The organism is Enterococcus sp. AZ048 (assembly GCF_051715125.1).
Taxonomy (GTDB): domain Bacteria; phylum Bacillota; class Bacilli; order Lactobacillales; family Enterococcaceae; genus Enterococcus_A; species Enterococcus_A gilvus.
The window spans coordinates 1378944-1398691 of the sequence record NZ_JBIOTD010000001.1; the positions used below are offsets into that span (position 1 = coordinate 1378944).

A 19748-nucleotide genomic window follows, 5' to 3' on the forward strand; every position below is an offset into this window, starting at 1 on the left:
TTTTGGAAACTTATTTTTAATAATAAAAAAGGGGAATAATGTGATGCAAGTATTAATTTTAACACACAATATTTTAGTTGAGAGACCTTTAGTAGAGAAGTTGCAACGCTTGAATATCGAAGTTTTAAGTTCGGCAAAATTACTAAACATGTTGCAAGCGAAGCAGGTTCCATTAGATGTGATGAGCTTCTTTGATGTTTTAGTCATCAGTGAAACTGTCTCTGATCAGGAGCTTTCAGTAATTCTTGAGGAAGTCGGCGAAAAATTTGTTGTCATCAGAGAGACAGATCGAATACCTCAGAAAGATGAAAAAGCCGATTGGGAGTCAAGAGGCGTTGATGAATGGCTGCTTGAAGATGAGACGCTTAGCGGGTTAAGAGAGAAACTCGCCGAGAATACAGTAGAAGAGTCTGTCTATTCAATCGGTTTTGGCATGAAAGCGAAGAAAGAAGAAAGCGAGTATGAAAAACGTCCAATTCCATTGTGGAATCTGACACGTTCAGAACGTGAAATGTTGAGTACGTTAATTTCTACGAAAGATGCGCCGATCAGTCGAAGCGACTTAGCTGTTAAGATTTGGGGCGATAGCGACTCTGCTAGTCACATGACTCGTTTATCTACGATTATTAAGCACTTGCGAAATAAATTGAAAATTGACGGTGTAGAATACGACGTCATTCGCACAAATTGGGGAGAAGGATATCAATTATCAAAAATATTCTTTGATCACTATATTGTGGATGATCGTATCATGGATGAGATTAAAACTGGGAATTGATTCCCAGTTTTTTTTATGAACTAGTAAAAGCTCGTTCTATTTTCCAAAAAAACCTTTTCTTGCTACACTATAATTAAACGAATAAAGGAGCGAGATGAATGGAAAAAAGAGTGATAATCATGAACTTCGACGTAGAATCTAAAGCATATGAGGCATTTTCAAAAGCCAAACGCCTACATATGAACAAATCATTTAAAGGTGAACAAATGGCAGTGGTCCATCATTCAAACGATGGAGAACATAAATTTGAGATTGAAGATTTTTTGGACTTTACCGGAAGCAATAAAAGCTCTACAGGCGGCTTGATTGGGATGATGGTAGGAATATTGGGTGGACCAATTGGTATCTTATTAGGTTGGTTTACAGGTGGCATGATTGGTGCGACACAGGATGCAAAAGAAGTTCGAGAAGCAACAGGCGTCTTTGAATTTCTGATAGACAAGATTGGCGAAGGAGATACCGCATTGCTTTTGATTGCTGAAGAAGAAGACAATCGACCTTTAAATCAATTAATCATGATGGACTTAGACGGCGAGATTACTCGTCTTGAATATGATGATGTTGAAGCAGATGTAAAAAACGCCCAAGAGATGGCGAAGGATTCTAAAGAAAAAACTACGAATGATGAAATTTCAAAAGATAAATCAAGTCAGGATTAATATTTCCTTTATTTAGATTGCGCTAGAGGCGACTTTCTTCTAGAATAAAAGTAATTTAATAGAAAGTCAGGGAAATTATGGAATTAGAATTTTTAGGTACAGGCGCAGGTGTGCCGGCAAAACATCGAAATGTCAGTAGTTTAGCATTAAAATTATTGGATGAGCGTAATTCAATCTGGCTATTTGATTGTGGTGAAGGCACTCAAATGCAGATATTAAGAACAACTATTAAGCCAAGAAAAATTGAAAAAATATTTATTTCCCATCTACATGGAGATCACATATTTGGTTTGCCAGGCTTGCTAAGCAGTCGTTCTTTTCAAGGTGGAGAGGAACCTGTTGAAATATATGGTCCTGTTGGATTAGAAAACTATGTTCGGACTTCGCTTCAGGTGACAAAAACACATTTATCATATCCTTTACATTTTGTCGAAATCAAAGAAGGGATAATTTTCCAAGATAAGCAGTTTACAGTTGAAAGCATGCTGTTGGACCATGGCATTGACAGCTATGGGTTTCGAGTAAAGGAAGCCGATCATGAAGGTGTTTTACAAGTGGATAAATTGGTTGCGCTTGGTGTTCCTGCTGGACCTATTTATGGAAAAATAAAACGCGGTGAAAAAGTAACTATGCCAGATGGTACAACAATTGATGGAAGAGACTTTGTCGGTGAGGAAAAGAAGGGGCGAGTCGTAACGATTTTTGGCGATACCCGATTTATGACCCGATCTAGTGAATTTGCGAAAAACAGTGATGTTATCGTTCACGAGAGTACATTCAATAAGAACGAAAGCAAATTGGCGCGCGCTTATTTTCACTCTACCACACAGCAGGCAGCTACCATTGCAAAAGAAGCACACGCAAAAAAATTACTATTAACGCATATATCAGCTCGCTATTTAGCGAAAGAAGCGAAGGAATTAGAAGAAGAAGCAAGAGAAATTTTCCCAAACACCCAGATTGCGAAAGATTTTGATATCGTGGATGTTCCATTTTCATAAAAAAATAAAAAGGATTTTTCCTTACAGAAAGAAGGGACTTCATTGGATTTAACAGATAAAGTAGTTGTTGTGACAGGCAGTTCTGCTGGCTTAGGAGAGCAAATTTGTTATGAAGCAGCAAAAAGAGGAGCAATTGTTGTTACCTGTGCTCGCAGAATCAATCTTATCGGGCAAGTAAAAGAGCGATGCATTGAATTGAGTGGAAAAGAAGCTTTTGCATTTCAATTGGACATTGCTGATCCTGATAGTGTAGAAGCAGTCATCGGAAAAATTTCTGAAGAAGTCGGAGATGTTGACGTGATAGTAAATAATGCGGGCTTTGGACTATTTAATGATTTTGTTTCATTTGATTTGGATGTAGCAAGGAAAATGTTTGAAGTAAATGTATTGGGCATGATGTACTTCACCCAAAAAATAGCTATTTCTATGGTTGATAATAAAAAGGGGCATATCTTTAATGTTGCTTCCATGGCTGGTAAAATGGCCACACCAAAATCTACAATATACTCTGCAACAAAATTTGCAGTTTTAGGTTTTTCGAATGCACTACGTTTGGAGTTGCGGCCTGAAAATGTGTATGTAACGACCATTAATCCAGGTCCGATCGCAACAGAGTTTTTTGACAAAGCAGATCCAAGCGGCAGCTATTTAGAAAATTTGGGGAATATTGTTCTAGATCCTCAAAAATTAGCGAAAACTATCGTAAATAAAATGGGTAAGCCGACGCGTGAAATAAACCGACCATTCATAATGGCTGGGGCTAGTCGTTTCTATGATTTATTCCCGCATATAGGGGATTTATTAGCAGGTGGCCTATTCAATAGGAAGTAGGAACGTACATGAGGAAACAGTGGAAAATTTTATTGGGCTTTATACTTGTACTACTGATTGTGATCTTTGCACTTTCCAATAGCCAAGAAGTGCCAGTGAATTTCTTAGTGAATAAAATCTACTTGTCTCTTGTGTTAGTTATTATCGGCTCTGCTCTAATAGGTGCATTAGTTGTCTTATTGACATCTGGTGCCACGTTATTCCAACAACGCAAGGAAATAAAACAGTTGAAAGAAACGATCCATTCTTATGAGACAGACAATGAGAAAAAGTTAGAAGAAGATAAGGCGTCTTTTAAACGGGAGCAAGAAAATGAAATTGCTGTAATGAAAGCAAATTATGAGACCCTTTTAAAAGAAAAGGACCAAGCCTTAGCAGAAAAAGAGAATACACTCACTGAAAAACGAGATGCTTCGCCCATTGATTATTATGATTAATAGAAGAGGACTTTAGTTTGAGAAAACTAAGGTCTTCTTCTCTTTCTTGTCGGATTCTTTTTTGCTATACTAATACGGTTGGGAAGTGATAGAGTGAAAAAATCAAGCTTTAATTGGCAGTTCAGAGATACGACACCTATTGATTCAGTTTTTCAAACTGAGATGTTGAATCAAGGATATAGTGAAACATTCGCTGAACTTTTATGGAATCGAAATATACGTACAGCAGAAGAATTCTCACAATTGATGAAAGTAAATATCGATGATTTGCATGACCCTTTTTTAATGCACGACATGGAGAGAGCTGTCGAGCGTATCCAAGCAGCCGTAATGGAAGAGCAAGCAATTTTAGTTTATGGTGATTATGATGCAGACGGGATTACAAGTACGTCTATTATGGTAGAAGCGCTTGAAATGATTGGTGCAGACGTACATTATGTATTGCCAAATCGTTTTATTCACGGATATGGACCAAATAAATCTCTTTTTGAAGAAAAAATCAATGAGGGGATTCAATTAATCATTACCGTTGACAATGGTGTAGCTGGGAACGAAGCAATCGATTATGCCAATTCTAAAGGTGTTGACGTTATCGTTACCGATCATCACGAGTTGCCGCCTGTCCTTCCAGATGCGTATTGTATCATTCATCCCCGTCATCCAGAAGGACACTATCCATTTGGAGAACTTGCGGGAGCCGGGGTCGCCTTCAAGTTGGCGACTGCATTGTTGGAAGAAGTTCCTCTAGAAATGCTTGATTTAGTTACCATTGGTACTGTAGCAGATTTAGTCTCAATGACTGGTGAAAATCGGCTATTCATTAAATTAGGCCTGCAAGCCATCAAGCAGACACAGCGTTTAGGGTTGCTAGAGTTATTAAAAGTTAGCAGCGTTGATCTACAGAAGGTTGATGAGATGAGTATTGGTTTCAGCTTAGGGCCAAGGTTGAACGCCATTGGCCGGTTGGGTGACCCCAATCCTGCTGTAGAACTAATGACTACTTTTGACGAGGAAATCGCTCACACTCTAGCTGAAAAATTAGATAAAATCAATGATGAGAGAAAAGTAATTGTGCAAGAAACGACGGCTGAAGCAACAGCATTAATCAATCCGGAGGATAAAGTCCATTTAATTGCTGCGAAAGGTTGGAATCCAGGCGTTTTAGGAATTGTCGCAGGCAACATTTTAAAGCAAACCGGGCAGCCAACGATTGTTTTATCCATTGATGAAAATGGTGTAGCTAAAGGATCAGGAAGAAGCATCGAAGCGTTGGATCTGTTTGGGATGTTAACTACAATGCGTTCTGAGTTTACTCATTTTGGAGGACATGCAGCAGCGGTGGGCTTAACTATGCCAGCTGATAGAATTCCCTCACTGCAAAAATTGCTGAACAATTATATCTTGGCTGAGCAGATAGATTTGAGTAAAGGATCTGAGTTGAAAATAGATGCTTCTCTTCCTATAACAAAAATTTCTTTAGGTCTTGTAGAAGAACTAAAAAAATTGGCTCCTTTTGGCACGGATAATCCTGCCCCTCATTTTTTAGTGAATGGAAATGTGAGCTTTTTCAAACGCATAGGTAGCGAGCAGCAACATGTTAAATTCTCATTGAAAAATGAGGATAATCAATTAGATGCTATTGGATTTGGCTTTGGAGAAGAAGCTGAAGAGATACAGCAACCGGACACTCAATTTGTAGGGGATTTAGAAATCAATGAGTGGAATGGGCAGAAAAAAGTGCAACTCCGTTTAATTGATTTTGCTTCCGAAGGTACACAAGTGATTGATCGACGTGCGAAATATACTTGGAATCAAAAAATTGATAGCGGTAAAGCTTTGTATCTGGCTTTTCAAAAGGAGAATCAGAAATTCTTTTCTAAAGAATTGCAGCACTCAATTGTATTATACGATGCGACTATTGACTGGACTGACTACGATCAATTAATCGTACTTGATTGTCCTGATCATAAAGAACTTTTACAGGAAATCACGATTGCCGGACATTTTGAGCGAATTTACCTTTATCTTTATAGCTCAGATGAAGCATATTTAAATGGATTGCCAAGTCGTGAACAATTTGCAAAACTTTATCAATTTTTCCGAAAACAGCCTAAAGTCGATATTCGATTTAAATTGAAAAATGTTTCGAATTACTTAAGAATCCCAGAAAAATTATTAGTATTCATGATTCACGTGTTTTCTGAGTTGAAATTTGTTACAATAGACGACGGTGTTTTACAAATGGTCGAGTCTCCAGAAACTCGGGCTTTTGAAGAGAGTAAAATTTATCAAAAACGCATGGCTCGAATTGATAGCGAAGAATTTTTATTGATGAATGATATTCAAACTATTAGAAATTGGCTGAAAGGCTAGGAGGAACAACCGAAATGAATTTGAAAGATTATATTGCTAGTATCCCAGACTATCCAAAGGAAGGGATTGTATTCCGTGATATTTCTCCACTCATGGCTGATGGCGAAGCATATCGCGAAGCAACAAAACAAATCGTCAATTACGCAAAGGAAAAGCAAATCGATATGGTCGTCGGTCCAGAAGCTCGTGGATTTATCGTAGGATGTCCGGTAGCATTTGAATTAGGATTAGGATTTGCGCCAGTGCGTAAACCAGGTAAATTACCTCGTGAAGTAATCGAAGTTGAATACGAAAAAGAATACGGTACGGATACTTTAACGATCCATAGCGATGCAATTAAGCCTGGTCAACGGGTATTGATCACTGATGATCTGTTAGCAACTGGAGGAACAATTAAAGCGACGATAGAATTAGTGGAAAAGCTGGGCGGCATTGTTGTCGGGTGTGCCTTCTTGATTGAATTAGAAGGGTTACACGGGCGTGATAAAATCCAAGGATACGACATTTTAACATTGATGGACTACTAAAAAGAGTTAAATAGAAAAGAGGCTGCAGACAATGCTCTAATTTAGAGCATTGTCTGCAGCCTCTTTTTATTAAATATCAAAAAAGCAGTTGAATGAAATACTCAACTGCTTGAGTGAACGATTAAGCTGACTTGTGATAACGATGATCGTACGTTACATAATAAAAATCCTCGGCAGGTTCTGTAGTGTAAAACTCTTCTTCCTCATTTTCCTCTTCAACGGAATGGTATTCCGCATAATGCTGAGCGTACTTTCGCTCGTCCCATAACATGAACCATACAAGGAACAAACCAGAAAAAATGACGATCGTAGCTAAAGACCCTAACTTACCAATCAATAAACCTAGTAACAATACAGCGATAATTAAACCAAATCTTCTTACTGCTTTCATCAATAATCACTCCTATTATAAATACGCGAACGTGTGTTTGTATATCTATTATACGAATGTTTGTTCGTTTTGTAAAGAAAAAAATAATCGGAAGTAAATTCCGATTAATAAATATGGTTTCGATACAAACCGACAACTTTTCCAAGAATAGATACGTTATCGAAAATCAAAGGAGCCAACTCGTCATTTTCAGGTTGCAACCGAATATGATCAGCTTCCCGATAGAATCTTTTGCAGGTCGCTTCATTCTCATCCGTCATCGCAATCACGATCTCTCCATTTGTAGCTGAAGATTGTTGCCTTACAATCACGTGATCTCCATCATAAATTCCAGCATTGATCATACTTTCACCACGGATAGTCAGCATGAACAAGCCGCCTTCTTCACTAGAAAGGTCTGGTGGAACAGGGAAGAAATCCGACGCTTCTTCGACTGCTAAAATGGGTTCACCAGCTGTTACGACACCTAACATAGGAATAACTTGCGGTGCTGCCCCGATTTTTTCTAATCCATTAATAGTTAACTCAATTGCTCTTGGCTTAGTGGGATCGCGCTGGATCCAGCCTTTTTTTTCTAACCTAGATAAATGGCCATGAACAGTAGAGGTAGACGAAAGATTCACAGCTTCTCCAATTTCTCTAACAGTGGGTGGGTACCCTTTATCTTCAACGCGTTCATGAATGAAACGTAACACTTCTAATTGTTTTGTTTCCGTTCTTTTTGCCAATGCCCGCACCTTCTTTCGTTTTTTTTAGTGTAGCATAGTTATCCGAACAAATCAAACAAGCGTTCGTATTTGTTTACACTTTCAACTTCTTTTTTTTTATGTATAATTAAAGAGGGAAAAGAGGTGCGCAAATTGATCAATGATGAAACAATTGCAAGAATCAATGAATTATCAAAGAAAAAGAAAACGTCCGGTTTAACAGATGCAGAGGCACATGAACAGAAGGTTTTGCGGGAAGAATACATCGCTTCATTCCGTAGTGGAATGCGCCATCACATCGAAGGAATGAAGGTTGTTGATCCAGAAGGCAACGATGTCACTCCAGAAAAATTAAAAAAGATTCAAAAAGAAAAAGGATTACACAATAGAAAGTAAATCTTTTGTCAGTAAGTGATTGAAAAGTCAAAATAAATCGGTTACAATGAATTTGTAATTAAAGTATTTATGACCAAAAAGGAGGAAGTAATTTGTTCGACAAAATCGATCAACTAGGTGTAAACACAATCAGAACATTAAGTATTGAAGCAATCCAAAAAGCAAACTCAGGTCATCCAGGACTCCCCATGGGTGCAGCCCCAATGGCTTATGCTCTATGGACAAAGCATTTGAATGTTAATCCAGCGACTTCATTAAATTGGGCAAATCGCGACCGGTTTATTCTATCTGCAGGTCACGGTTCGGCGATGTTGTATAGCTTATTACATCTTGCAGGATACAAAGTAACGATTGATGATTTAAAAAGTTTCCGTCAATGGGAAAGCAAAACACCAGGGCATCCTGAATTCCTTCATACGGATGGTGTCGAAGCAACTTCAGGTCCTTTAGGTCAAGGTATTTCAACTTCTGTTGGGATGGCAATGGCTGAAGCTCATTTAGCAGCAACATACAATCGTGACAGTTTTGATGTGATGGATCACTATACCTACGCTTTGTGTGGAGATGGCGATCTAATGGAAGGCGTATCTGCTGAAGCAAGTTCTATGGCAGGACACATGAAATTAGGCAAACTGATCGTGTTATACGATTCAAACGATATCTCTTTAGATGGACCTACTTCAAAAGCCTTCACTGAAAATGTAGGTGCTCGCTATGAAGCTTATGGTTGGCAACACATTTTAGTAGAAGATGGAAATGATTTAGAAGCCATTTCCAAAGCGATTGATGAAGCGAAAGCTGAAACGGACAAACCATCATTGGTCGAAATTAAAACAGTGATTGGATTTGGTTCTCCAAAAGAGGGTACATCTGCTGTTCATGGTGCGCCACTTGGAGAAGACGGTATTAGTGTTGCAAAAGCTGTATACGGTTGGGAATATCCTGACTTTACGGTTCCCGAAGAAGTTTCAAATCGATTTAAAGAAGAAATCAACGATAAGGGTGCGAAAGCAGAAGCTGATTGGAATGCGATGTTTGCAAACTATGAAAAAACTCATCCTGAGTTAGCGAAACAATTTAAAGCGGCTTTTGCTGGAGAACTTCCAGAAAACTGGGAAGCTTCATTACCAGTTTATGAAGAAGGAACCGCACAAGCTAGTCGTGTGTCCAGCAAAGATGCGATTCAAGCTATTTCAAAAGCTGTTCCGAATATTTGGGGTGGATCTGCTGATTTATCAGGTTCAAATAATACAACGATCGCTGATGAACCAGAGTTCCAACCAGGTTCTTATGAAGGCCGAAACATTTGGTTTGGTGTCCGTGAATTTGCAATGGCGAGCGCGATGAATGGCATTCATTTACATGGAGGAACACGTATATATGGAGGAACATTCTTCGTATTTACTGATTACTTGCGTCCGGCTGTTAGAATGTCAGCCATCCAAGGATTACCGGTTGTCTATGTGTTAACACATGATTCTGTGGCTGTCGGTGAAGACGGGCCTACACATGAACCAATCGAACAATTAGCAAGCGTTCGCTGTATGCCTAACGTACAAGTAATTCGTCCTGCTGACGGCAACGAAACTTCCGCTGCATGGATTCAAGCGTTAGAAACAAAGAATAAACCAACTATCTTAGTATTAAGTCGTCAAAATTTACCAGTCTTACCTAATAGTAAAGACATGGCTAAGGAAGGCGTAGCAAAAGGTGGTTATGTGATTTCTAAAGCTGAATCAGATACACCAGATGGTATATTAATTGCTACCGGTTCTGAAGTGAACCTAGCTGTTCAAGCTCAAAAAGATCTTAAAGAGCAGGGCAAAGACGTTTCCGTTGTTTCTCTTCCAAGTTTTGATTTATTCGAAGCACAAGACGAAGCATACAAAGAATCTGTTTTACCTAAGGCAGTGAAAAAACGCGTAGCAATCGAAGCAGCTTCTCCATTCGGTTGGGAACGTTATATCGGATCGGAAGGTAAGATGATCGGTATTGATCATTTTGGAGCTTCTGCACCAGGAGACTATGTTTTAGAACAATTTGGATTCACTGTGGAAAATGTTGTGAATACTTTTAACAAACTTTAAAATTTAATTTGAAAAGGTTGAGGAGAATAATTTTCCTCAACCTTTTTTGTGATTAAATTCTACAGGTCTCTAGCTGTAAATTGTTTAACGGTAAGTTTAGCCTTCCAGAAGGGACAGCAATAGTTTTACTAAAAACAAAGTTTACATAATATTTTACTCGAACACTAATAATTAATGGCGGTTTCAATTTTTCGATACGTTCAATAAAAATGTTTATTCGTGAGCAAATTTATTTAGACAGAAATTAAATTCTGTTATACTGTCCTTGTGCAAAATATTGCAATTAAAAAATGATTCAAACGAAAGAGGGACGACAATGAAAGTAGTAGTAGTAGGATGTACACATGCCGGTACCGCAGCCGTTAAAAATATTTTAGCAAACCACCCGGATGCAGAGGTGACAGTGTTTGAGCGGAATGACAATATCTCATTCCTTTCATGTGGAATCGCTTTATACGTAGGTGGAGTCGTGAAAGATCCAGCAGGGCTATTTTATTCTAACCCTGAGGAACTTACTTCTTTAGGTGCAAAAGTGAACATGGAACACGATGTAACAAACATTGATACAGATGCTAAAAAAATCACAGCAAAAGATTTGAAAACAGAGGAAGAAAAAATCGTTGAATATGATAAATTGGTTGTAACAACAGGTTCTTGGCCAATCATCCCGCCGATCAAAGGGATTGAATCTAAGAATGTTTTATTATGCAAAAACTATAACCAGGCAAATGTCATCATTGAACAAGCAAAAGACGCTAAAAAAGTTGTAGTAGTCGGTGGAGGATATATTGGTATTGAATTAGTTGAAGCTTTTGCCGAGTCAGGTAAAGAAGTGACGCTAATTGATGGATTATCAAGAATCTTAAACAAATATTTAGATAAGCCTTTCACAGATCTATTAGAAAAAGAATTAGAAGACCATGGTGTGACTCTAGCATTGGGAGAGAACGTAAGTGAATTCGTTGCAGATGAAAGTGGTGCTGTAACTAAAGTAGTGACACCGAGCAATGAATTTGATGCGGATATGGTTATCCTGTGTGTCGGTTTCCGACCTAATACAACGTTATTAGAAGGCAAAGTAGATATGCTGCCAAGTGGAGCAATCAAAGTGAACGAATACATGCAATCAAGCAATCCAGATATTTTCTCTGCAGGTGATTCAACAGTTGTTCATTATAACCCAACTGGAAAAGATCAATATATCCCTCTAGCAACAAACGCTGTTAGACAAGGAATGTTAGTCGGTCAAAACTTAGTTGAACAAAAAATGAAATACCGAGGCACACAAGGTACTTCTGGTCTTTACTTATTTGGATGGACGATTGGTTCGACTGGATTAACAAAAGAGAGTGCTGCATTAAATGATTTAGACGTGAATGTAACAGTAATCGAAGACAATTATCGGCCTGAGTTCATGCCAACTACTGAAAAAGTTTTAATGGAGATTGTTTCAGAAAAAGGCACGAATAAAATTTTAGGTGCACAGTTCCTTTCAAAATATGATATTACACAATCTGCAAATACAATCTCAGTGGCTATTCAAAATAATATGACGTTAGAAGATTTAGCATTACAAGATTTCTTCTTCCAGCCACATTTTGACCGCCCATGGAATTACTTGAACATTTTAGCTCAAGCGGCTTTAGCGGAAGCAGAATAGAAAAAAGGGAGGCGTAAGCCTTCTTTTTTTTATTGCTAAGAGAAATTTATCAGACTTGGAGTTCCTTTTTTTTTAGTGTAAACTGAGAAACGAACGGAGGATTTCAAATGATTTCATTAAATGATTATTTAGCGGGTGGGGAGACAACAATCTCAAATCTGTTATTAAAAAATTATACTAAACTGGGACTGACGACTGATGAATTTATGTTGTGGCTGCAGCTTTACGCTTCACATCAATCTGGAGTAGATTTTCCTGATTTGACTGTAATTGCCCAAGACATGGGATGTACTATTGAGAAGATATATGCGTCATTAAATTCACTTGTCAATAAAGAATTCGTTACGTTGGATACCGCATTGGACGATGAGGGCAAGCAGAGTGATCGTTATAATTTGTTGCCCGCTTTTGAGAAACTGACAATATTGAAAGAACAAGAGCGGTTTGAAATTGAGGAGAAGAACGATCTTGCTGCTCAAAAGAAAATGTTAAGATCTTTTGAACAGGAATTCGGTCGACCTTTATCACCGATTGAATACCAAAAAATTGGGTATTGGTTAAACGAGGATCACTATGCACCATCGTTGATTGAATTAGCACTACAGGAAGCGGTATTAAACCAAGCGTACAATTTTAAATATATTGAAACGGTTCTTCAAAGCTGGGAAAAGAAAAATATTCGATCAAAAGTTCAAGTTGAAGAGGAGCAGCGGCGACGCAAACAAATTTTATTACAGAAGGAAGAACAAAATCAATCCGAAGAACTACCAAAGGTTTCTCTCTATAATTGGCTTGAAAGGAAAGATTCTGATGCTTAATAAAGAAAAAACAATGGAAGCTCTCTCACGAATGTACGAAATGTTTCCAGAAGCAATTGGGGAGCTACATTCAGATTCTCCTTTTCAACTCTTAATCGCTGTTATTCTAAGCGCCCAAGCGACGGATGTTTCCGTAAATAAAGCCACACCGGCACTATTTGCAGCCTATCCCACTCCAGAAGCGTTAGCACAGGCACCTATGGACGACATTGTTGCGAAAATTCGAACGATCGGTCTTTACCGAAACAAGGCCAAAAATATTAAGGCTTGTGCACAGATGCTACTAGATAATTACGGTGGTATTGTACCAGCATCTCGTGAAGAATTGGTAAAGCTACCGGGCGTCGGACGCAAAACAGCGAATGTTGTGCTTGGAGATGCTTTTGGTGTCCCAGCAATTGCTGTTGATACGCATGTAGAACGGGTTACTAAACGACTACGCATTTGCAAGCTGAACGCGTCTGTTACTGAAGTGGAGGCCACCTTAATGCGCAAGATTCCAAAAGAATTATGGGTAAAAAGCCACCACACATTAATTTTTTTTGGAAGGTATCATTGCACGGCTAGAAGTCCTAAATGTGAAATTTGTCCGCTATTGGATATGTGTCAAGATGGAAAAGACAGATTAAAAGCCACTCGAAACTAGTTCGAGCGGCTTTTTTTAATTACTTGATGGCGGTGTGCCATTATTTCCCGGTGTCGGTGCCGGCTGACTAGCACTTGACGACGGTTGAGATGGCTGTGGCTCAGGAGTCGCCGATGATGATGGTGGCGGTGTGGGCGCAGGAGCAGAAGATGAGCTACTAGGAGGCACTGGCTCGCTGCTGCTTGCTGGCGGCGCGATCGTAGATGACTCAGAAACACTCGACTGCGCTGTGCTGCTTGATGGCACGGTCGTCTGACTAGAATAAGAATTGTAGTATGAACTTTGACCAGTCCGATTTGGTTGAACAGGTGTATAAGAGGCGCCTTTTACATAAAGTTCATTCCCACTTCGAAGCACATCATCAGGCATTGTCCAATCAACATTCGGAACATTTTGAGAAACATAGCTCATGAATTCTTTGTAAATGAGTTGTGCAGTATTCTCTGATTCTGAGGTAATAGGAGTCATGCGATCGTCATAACCAGTCCAAATTGATAATGAATAATTTGGTGTAAATCCTGTGAACATAACATCTGGCTCAATAGCACCGGCATGAGATATCTTCGCTAACTCGTCATCTGTATAATTTGAAGTACCTGTTTTACCAGCTTGGAAAAGATTCGGGATTTGAGCATATGTTCCAGTCCCTCTTGAGATAACATCCTTTAAAATATCAGTAATCATGTATGCAGTGTAAGGTTCCATTGCTTTCTCGCCTTTATTTGAGAACGTTTGTTCTGACCCGTCCTGATATTTGATTTTATTGATATAAAGGGGTTCATTATATGTTCCGCCATTAGCGAAGGCCGCGTAAGCAGCAGCCATTTTTTCAGTAGAAATACCATACTTTGTTCCATCCTGTGCTTCAGTATTACTTGATATGGCATTGGCTTGTTGAATATCTTTGTATTCAATACCTAATTTTTTCAAAAACTTAGAAACATTTTCAGGTCCCACTTCGTTAAATAATTTGACTGCAGGAACATTTCGAGAGTCATAAAGTGCCTGACGTAAAGTGATAGTACCTTGATATGAATTGTCCCAGTTTTTAACTTCTGTCTGAGTTCCTTCGTAACGATAAGGCTCATCTTTGAAACGTGTTTCAGCCGTTGAGAATTTTTTGTACTCGAAAGCCGGGCCGTAATCAGTTATCGGCTTAACAGTTGAACCAAAATCCCGTGTAGTATTCACCGCACGATTCATACCTAAATAAACGTCATCAGCAATATTTCGTCCGCCGATTTGTGCTGTAACATTTCCGGTCTTGGAATCGATCAGTGTCGCAGCAACTTGGAATTTTTCATCAGGATATTGAACGTACTCGTCACCATTTACAATAGAATATAGACGATTTTGTGCATCCTTGTCTAAATTCGTGTAGATGTCTAAACCATCCGTATACACATTTTTTCCGGTTTTCGCTTCAACTTGTGCGATAACTTCTTTAACGTAATTATCAGATACTTTTCTCTCTTGATTATCCGCCGGTAAAGGTATCAATCCTTGATCAATGGGTTCTTTGGTCGCTTTATCGTACTCTTCTTGAGAAATTTTTTTATTGTTTAACATTGTATATAAGACAGTGTCACGACGTTCTTTTGCAGCATCAGGATGCTTATAAGGGTCATATGAATTAGGTGCTTGAGGCATACCAGCAAGCAGAGCCGTCTGCGCTACGCTTAAATGCTGTAACTCTTTTCCAAAGTACGTTTCAGCAGCTGTTTCCATCCCATATAGACCATTTGCCATATAAACTTTATTAATGTAATAAGTTAAAATTTCTTGTTTTGAATGTTTCTTTTCTAATTGAATGGCCAACCAAGCTTCTTGAGCTTTCCGACGCAAGGTTTTATCCGCTTCCTCAGTGGTTGTTGAGAAGAAGGAGAGTTTGATTAATTGCTGCGTCAAGGTGCTTCCTCCTTGAAGGCCTCCTCGATTTGTAATATTGTGCAATGCTGAACCTGCAATACGCACGGGGTCTACACCGTTATGTTTAAAGAAACGGCGATCTTCAACCGAAACGATTGCATCATCCAATTCCTGTGGAATCTTATCAGCCGCAACTTTTTCTCTTTTTTCTGCTCCGAGGTCTTCAAAAATGTTTCCATCTTTATCTAAAAGCTTCGAAGAAACAGTCGCCTCTAATTTTTTATCAGTTAATGTTGGCGCGTCTTTAACATAGAAGAAAAAGATGCCTATACCTGTGAGCAATGCTACACAGAGCAAGCCAACGACTGCGATTGCAACTTTTAACCCAATGTGGCGATTCTGTTTACTTTTTTGTGCAGGTTTCTTTCCTTGAGGGGTTCGCTTACTTTTTTGCGAACGTGAGGGATTAGCCATTTGTTAAACTCCTTTTTGCAAGATATTGTTCCACTGCTTCCAAATATGGGATTCTTGGTGCAATTTGCGGTTTGATTTCGATGCCAACTGCTTCAATCAACTCAAGCGGAAGTGATTTTTTTCCTGTTTCTTGTCTGTTCCAATAGTTTATCAGTTCTTCAGAAGAAAGAAAAAAACAACGATTTAGACTTGAAAACCAAAGCAAGATAAAGCACACTGCTTTTTGTTTCAAACACTGTTCCATATGAGTAATTTGATGCTGATGAAAATTTTTGAGCGGAAAAGAAGTTTTATTTTTCGTTTCCTTCGCTTCAAAATCTAAATAGTATCCACGATAAACGCCATTATAATCCGTAGTAGAAGGTTGCCTAAAATAGGCCTCTTTAATTACTGCTGCACTACGTTTAGGATAATCAACCTTAACGATCTGAAGCGGCGTTGGCTTTTTATGGACAACTGCCTTATCATGGGTTAAGTAGTATTCGTTGCTTTGATTAATTGCTTCCTCAAAGCGCATACCGCGATTGGCAAAAGTTGTTTCTTTTTTTAAGGATCGTTCCCGTGGATTCTTTTGTGAAAATGATTGACCGTTAGGGTAGTGAAAGGTCATTTTTCATCACACTCCTGTTTGATATTATAGCAAATTTTTTTGAAAGATATTTTATTTTTAAGTGAAAGTAAGGAAATTGCAATGAATGACACAATACAGCGATTATACGTAACTGGATACCAAAGCTTTGAGCTAGGAATTTTCAGCGACAATGACCCTCGAGTACAAGTAATTAAAAATGTATTAAAGAGAGAATTGATAGCATTAATTGAGAATGGATTGGAATGGGTCATGATCAGTGGAAGTTTGGGAACCGAAATTTGGTCAGGGCAACTTGTTAACGAATTAAAGGATGAGTATCCTGAACTTAAATTAGCGATTATTTTTCCTTTTGAGGGTTTTGGAAGTAATTGGAAAGAACAAAATCAATTATATTTAAGCGAGCTTGTGCAGAGGGCAGATTTTGTTGATTCTGTAAGTCATCATCCGTATCAAAATCCTGGACAATTTAAAAATCACGTAAGTTTTCTATTGCATCATACAGATGCTACATTACTACTATATGATACTGAATATCCTGGTAAGAGCAAATTTTTCCTGAGAGATATTGAAAAATTCCAAGAACAGAATTCTTATGAATTGCTTACAATCACAATGGATGATTTAGAAAATTCCTCAGACTTTGGGGATAGTGTTTGATTTCCTAGGATTTATCGGCTAGAATATATTAGAAAGTAAATTAAGATTAGAGCTAATGAGGTGGAAAAATGGCGAATGTAATCTATACTCCAAATGATATTTTGGAGCAAGAGTTTAAAACAAAGATGCGCGGTTACGATCCAATCGAAGTCGACGAATTTTTAGACAATGTGATCAAAGATTATGAAGCTTATAACAAAGAAGTATTAACACTAAGAGAAGAAAATGATCGTTTGAAAGCAAAAGTTGAACAGTTATCAAAAGCTCAGCCAGCACCTTCACGTGTAAAAGAAGCGGCACCTAAGAGCTCAGCTGTAACAAATTTTGATATTTTGAAACGTTTATCAAATCTTGAAAGAGAAGTATTTGGTAAAAAACTTGACCAACAGGCAACGAATCAAACAGCTTCTTCTGAATTTGGTCAAAGCTATACACAAGATGAGAGTGACATCGAAAAAACTCGTCAATTTTAAATTTGAATGATGCAATTTTTGGGTGATCGCGGTTTGCATTACGCAGGCTGAGGAAAGTCCATGCTCGCACAGACTGAGATGTTTGTAGTGTTCGTGCTTAGCGAAACCATAAGCTAAGGTACTTCTTATGAAGTAACGGCAGAAAAAAGGGCTAAGGAGCAATCTATGTCCGAGTATTCTTGAAAGTGCCACAGTGACGAAGCATTTTGAGAAATCAAAATGGTGGAACGCGGTAAACCCCTCGAGCGAGCAACCCAAACAATGGTAGGGGCGCTTTTTCTAAGGAAATGAACGATGAAAGAGACGGCATTTATGTCGGAGATAGATGATTACCACGATGGTCACACTTCCCTGAGTTGATCGTCGTACAAAACATGGCTTACAGAAAATTGCAGCAATTCAGGGTGTGCCTTCCAACTTTGCGTTGTGAAGGTTTTTTTGCGAGCTTCACTATGTATTTTCTTTTACCTAGTAAAATCGCAAGTATTCGTATATTGAAAATTCTTGTGAGATAACCTATTAAATAAGCTTTTTATTGAAACAAATCACATCATATAACAATTAAGGAGTTATTATGGAAAAACAATATAATTTGATTGCTACAGCCGCAGCAGGTATTGAAGCGCTTGTAGGCAAAGAACTTAGAGATTTGGGAATTGACTGTCAGGTTGAAAATGGACGAGCTCGGTTTAAAGGAAATCTTGAAACAATCGCTACAGCAAATTTATGGTTGCGAACTGCTGATCGAGTAAAAATCGTTGTTGACGAATTTGATGCGTACACGTTTGATGAATTATTTGAAAAAGTGAAAGCAATCCCTTGGGAAGACTTTTTACCTATGGATGCAGAATTTCCAGTTGCAGGTCGTTCGATTAAGTCAAAATTGTATAGTGTACCCGACTGTCAGTCGATTACAAAAAAAGCAATCGTAGAACGTTTACGTGAAGTGTATCATCGTCCTTCACGAGTTCCTCTCCCTGAAACAGGGGCTTTATTTCAATTAGAGGTCGCTTTATTGAAAGACCATGTGGTATTGACTTTAGACACAACGGGGCCAAGTTTGTTTAAACGTGGCTATCGTTTAGAAAAAGGGGGCGCACCTTTAAAGGAAAACATGGCTGCTGCTTTAGTTATGCTGACCAATTGGCGAAAGGATCGTCCGTTTTACGATCCCGTTTGTGGTTCAGGGACATTATGTATTGAAGCAGCGCTAATTGGTCATAATATGGCCCCTGGATTTAATCGCGATTTCGCTTGTGAAGCTTGGGAATGGTTTGATCCTGAAGTTTTTGACAAAGTACGTACTGCTGCCGATGAAGCTGCTGATTATGACATCCAATTAGATATTACTGGTTCAGATATTAATGGGCGCATGATTGAAATTGCTCGCGCAAATGCTGAAGAAATCGGTTTGGGCGATTCGATCCAATTCAAACAAAGAGCTATCAAAGATTTCAAAACGGAAAAAGAATATGGTGTAATTGTTGCAAATCCGCCTTATGGCGAAAGATTAGGTGAAGAAGAACAAGTTCGTGAGCTCTATCGTGAGATGGGAGAAGTATTCCGTCCATTAAAAACATGGAGTAAATATATTCTAACAAGTGATTTAGCCTTCGAAGAATTTTATGGGGCAAAAGCTACCAAGAAAAGAAAACTATATAACGGTGCGATAAGAACAGATTTCTTTCAGTATTGGGGTGAACGTCCACCTAGAAAGCCACGCACCGATGCAGAATAAAATAGAAAAAATTCGCCAGTATGCAAAAAAAAAATTGGGTAAAGATCGTAGTGGTCATGATTTTTATCATGTTGAACGTGTAGCAAAGATTGCCCAAAAATTAGCGGAGCAAGAAGGAATAGCAGATAAAATGATTATTGAAGCTGCGAGTTATCTACACGATGTTATTGATGATAAAGTCGCAGAGGATGTTGAAAAAGAAAGAGAAGATCTTGAAAAGTTTTTAAAAGATCTTGATTTAACCTCACTAGAAATCAATGAGATAGTTGATATTATAGAAAACATTTCCTTCTCAAAGGAATTAGAACATGGAAAAGCAAAGCTAACTTTTGCAGGAAAAATCGTACAAGACGCGGATCGGATTGATGCTTTAGGTGCAATCGGGATTTTGCGCACCGCTTATTATGGTGGTCATACACAAAGTCCGCTATACGATCCCAATATTCAACCCCAAAATTTTCAAAGCAAAAAAGAATATCGAAAAAACAGTACAGTCATTAATCATTTTTATGAAAAACTTTTTAAACTCCCAGCTACAATGAATACTGCGGCTGGAAAAGCAGAAGCAGATCGTCGGGTAGTTTTCATGAAAGATTTTTTAAAAACTTTTTACGAAGAGTGGGATCTATCATAA

General features: G+C 38.4%; 20 protein-coding genes and 1 other RNA gene. 17 read left to right on the top strand and 4 right to left on the bottom strand.

Annotated elements, in window-relative coordinates:
* Positions 1-43 precede the first annotated feature (43 nt).
* The 7 genes from IGI66_RS06805 to IGI66_RS06835 all read left to right on the top strand — a co-directional run bounded on the left by IGI66_RS06805 (position 44) and on the right by IGI66_RS06835 (position 6606).
* A complete protein-coding gene (locus IGI66_RS06805) occupies positions 44-778 on the top strand; it encodes a winged helix-turn-helix domain-containing protein (RefSeq protein WP_010780819.1) in 735 nt (244 codons plus the stop codon).
* 98 nt (positions 779-876) lie between these two features.
* Positions 877-1437, top strand: coding sequence for a DUF1269 domain-containing protein (locus IGI66_RS06810; protein WP_438848186.1), 561 nt, complete (start codon positions 877-879; stop codon positions 1435-1437).
* A gap of 77 nt (positions 1438-1514) precedes the next feature.
* Positions 1515-2438 (top strand): ribonuclease Z, encoded by a 924-nt coding sequence (rnz, locus tag IGI66_RS06815; protein WP_010780817.1) that lies wholly within the window; start codon positions 1515-1517, stop codon positions 2436-2438.
* A 42-nt stretch (positions 2439-2480) separates the two neighbouring features.
* Positions 2481-3269 (top strand): SDR family NAD(P)-dependent oxidoreductase, encoded by a 789-nt coding sequence (locus tag IGI66_RS06820; protein ID WP_438848188.1) that lies wholly within the window; start codon positions 2481-2483, stop codon positions 3267-3269.
* Positions 3270-3277: 8 nt separating this feature from the next.
* On the top strand, positions 3278-3706 hold the full coding sequence (locus tag IGI66_RS06825) for a LapA family protein (protein WP_010780815.1): 429 nt from the start codon (positions 3278-3280) through the stop codon (positions 3704-3706).
* A 93-nt stretch (positions 3707-3799) separates the two neighbouring features.
* Complete coding sequence (gene recJ, locus IGI66_RS06830) at positions 3800-6079, top strand: single-stranded-DNA-specific exonuclease RecJ (RefSeq protein WP_438848191.1); 2280 nt, start codon at positions 3800-3802, stop codon at positions 6077-6079.
* A 14-nt stretch (positions 6080-6093) separates the two neighbouring features.
* Positions 6094-6606 carry an adenine phosphoribosyltransferase gene (locus IGI66_RS06835; protein WP_010780813.1) on the top strand — a complete coding sequence of 171 codons (513 nt, stop codon included), beginning with the start codon at positions 6094-6096 and terminating at the stop codon, positions 6604-6606.
* Between the two features lie 121 nt (positions 6607-6727).
* Here IGI66_RS06835 and IGI66_RS06840 read toward each other — a convergent pair whose 3' ends face one another.
* Complete coding sequence (locus tag IGI66_RS06840) at positions 6728-6997, bottom strand: hypothetical protein (RefSeq protein ID WP_010780812.1); 270 nt, start codon at positions 6995-6997, stop codon at positions 6728-6730.
* 104 nt (positions 6998-7101) lie between these two features.
* The gene (gene lexA / locus IGI66_RS06845; RefSeq protein ID WP_010780811.1) at positions 7102-7725 is read right to left on the bottom strand and encodes a transcriptional repressor LexA; all 624 of its coding nucleotides are present in this window, start codon (positions 7723-7725) and stop codon (positions 7102-7104) included.
* A gap of 132 nt (positions 7726-7857) precedes the next feature.
* Here lexA and IGI66_RS06850 point away from each other — a divergent pair, with 132 nt between their 5' ends.
* The 5 genes from IGI66_RS06850 to nth all read left to right on the top strand — a co-directional run bounded on the left by IGI66_RS06850 (position 7858) and on the right by nth (position 13311).
* Positions 7858-8100 carry a DUF896 family protein gene (locus tag IGI66_RS06850; protein ID WP_010780810.1) on the top strand — a complete coding sequence of 81 codons (243 nt, stop codon included), beginning with the start codon at positions 7858-7860 and terminating at the stop codon, positions 8098-8100.
* Positions 8101-8192: 92 nt separating this feature from the next.
* Entirely contained in the window at positions 8193-10187 is a 1995-nt protein-coding gene (tkt, locus tag IGI66_RS06855) for a transketolase (protein WP_314578120.1), read from the top strand.
* Positions 10188-10503: 316 nt separating this feature from the next.
* Positions 10504-11847, top strand: a complete 1344-nt coding sequence (locus tag IGI66_RS06860; protein ID WP_010780808.1) for an FAD-dependent oxidoreductase — start codon at positions 10504-10506, stop codon at positions 11845-11847.
* Positions 11848-11954: 107 nt separating this feature from the next.
* On the top strand, positions 11955-12665 hold the full coding sequence (locus IGI66_RS06865; protein WP_086303838.1) for a DnaD domain protein: 711 nt from the start codon (positions 11955-11957) through the stop codon (positions 12663-12665).
* Positions 12658-13311 carry an endonuclease III gene (gene nth, locus IGI66_RS06870; RefSeq protein WP_086303837.1) on the top strand — a complete coding sequence of 218 codons (654 nt, stop codon included), beginning with the start codon at positions 12658-12660 and terminating at the stop codon, positions 13309-13311. The genes IGI66_RS06865 and nth overlap by 8 nt, the downstream gene beginning before the upstream one ends.
* Before the next feature lie 15 nt (positions 13312-13326).
* Here the strand turns inward: nth and IGI66_RS06875 are convergent, their stop codons facing one another.
* Positions 13327-15654 carry a PBP1A family penicillin-binding protein gene (locus tag IGI66_RS06875; RefSeq protein WP_438848194.1) on the bottom strand — a complete coding sequence of 776 codons (2328 nt, stop codon included), beginning with the start codon at positions 15652-15654 and terminating at the stop codon, positions 13327-13329.
* Complete coding sequence (recU, locus tag IGI66_RS06880; RefSeq protein ID WP_114524402.1) at positions 15647-16264, bottom strand: Holliday junction resolvase RecU; 618 nt, start codon at positions 16262-16264, stop codon at positions 15647-15649. The genes IGI66_RS06875 and recU overlap by 8 nt, the downstream gene beginning before the upstream one ends.
* An 81-nt stretch (positions 16265-16345) precedes the next feature.
* Here recU and IGI66_RS06885 point away from each other — a divergent pair, with 81 nt between their 5' ends.
* From IGI66_RS06885 to IGI66_RS06905, 5 genes are all read left to right on the top strand, one after another.
* Positions 16346-16903, top strand: a complete 558-nt coding sequence (locus IGI66_RS06885; RefSeq protein ID WP_438849281.1) for a DUF1273 domain-containing protein — start codon at positions 16346-16348, stop codon at positions 16901-16903.
* Positions 16904-16971: 68 nt separating this feature from the next.
* Positions 16972-17376, top strand: a complete 405-nt coding sequence (gpsB, locus tag IGI66_RS06890) for a cell division regulator GpsB (protein ID WP_010780802.1) — start codon at positions 16972-16974, stop codon at positions 17374-17376.
* A gap of 14 nt (positions 17377-17390) precedes the next feature.
* Positions 17391-17763, top strand: an RNA gene (rnpB, locus tag IGI66_RS06895) — RNase P RNA component class B.
* A 187-nt stretch (positions 17764-17950) separates the two neighbouring features.
* A complete protein-coding gene (locus tag IGI66_RS06900) occupies positions 17951-19114 on the top strand; it encodes a THUMP domain-containing class I SAM-dependent RNA methyltransferase (RefSeq protein WP_010780801.1) in 1164 nt (387 codons plus the stop codon).
* A complete protein-coding gene (locus IGI66_RS06905) occupies positions 19104-19748 on the top strand; it encodes an HD domain-containing protein (RefSeq protein WP_438848197.1) in 645 nt (214 codons plus the stop codon). Before IGI66_RS06900 ends, IGI66_RS06905 begins: the two co-directional genes overlap by 11 nt.

Coding starts and splice junctions, on each gene's coding strand:
- IGI66_RS06805 (WP_010780819.1), top strand. CDS start 44: ATGCAAGTATTAATTTTAACACACAATATTTTAGTTGAGAGACCTTTA.
- IGI66_RS06810 (WP_438848186.1), top strand. CDS start 877: ATGGAAAAAAGAGTGATAATCATGAACTTCGACGTAGAATCTAAAGCA.
- rnz (WP_010780817.1), top strand. CDS start 1,515: ATGGAATTAGAATTTTTAGGTACAGGCGCAGGTGTGCCGGCAAAACAT.
- IGI66_RS06825 (WP_010780815.1), top strand. CDS start 3,278: ATGAGGAAACAGTGGAAAATTTTATTGGGCTTTATACTTGTACTACTG.
- IGI66_RS06835 (WP_010780813.1), top strand. CDS start 6,094: ATGAATTTGAAAGATTATATTGCTAGTATCCCAGACTATCCAAAGGAA.
- IGI66_RS06840 (WP_010780812.1), bottom strand. CDS start 6,997: ATGAAAGCAGTAAGAAGATTTGGTTTAATTATCGCTGTATTGTTACTA.
- IGI66_RS06860 (WP_010780808.1), top strand. CDS start 10,504: ATGAAAGTAGTAGTAGTAGGATGTACACATGCCGGTACCGCAGCCGTT.
- IGI66_RS06865 (WP_086303838.1), top strand. CDS start 11,955: ATGATTTCATTAAATGATTATTTAGCGGGTGGGGAGACAACAATCTCA.
- nth (WP_086303837.1), top strand. CDS start 12,658: ATGCTTAATAAAGAAAAAACAATGGAAGCTCTCTCACGAATGTACGAA.
- IGI66_RS06875 (WP_438848194.1), bottom strand. CDS start 15,654: ATGGCTAATCCCTCACGTTCGCAAAAAAGTAAGCGAACCCCTCAAGGA.
- recU (WP_114524402.1), bottom strand. CDS start 16,264: ATGACCTTTCACTACCCTAACGGTCAATCATTTTCACAAAAGAATCCA.
- IGI66_RS06885 (WP_438849281.1), top strand. CDS start 16,346: ATGAATGACACAATACAGCGATTATACGTAACTGGATACCAAAGCTTT.
- gpsB (WP_010780802.1), top strand. CDS start 16,972: ATGGCGAATGTAATCTATACTCCAAATGATATTTTGGAGCAAGAGTTT.
- IGI66_RS06900 (WP_010780801.1), top strand. CDS start 17,951: ATGGAAAAACAATATAATTTGATTGCTACAGCCGCAGCAGGTATTGAA.
- IGI66_RS06905 (WP_438848197.1), top strand. CDS start 19,104: ATGCAGAATAAAATAGAAAAAATTCGCCAGTATGCAAAAAAAAAATTG.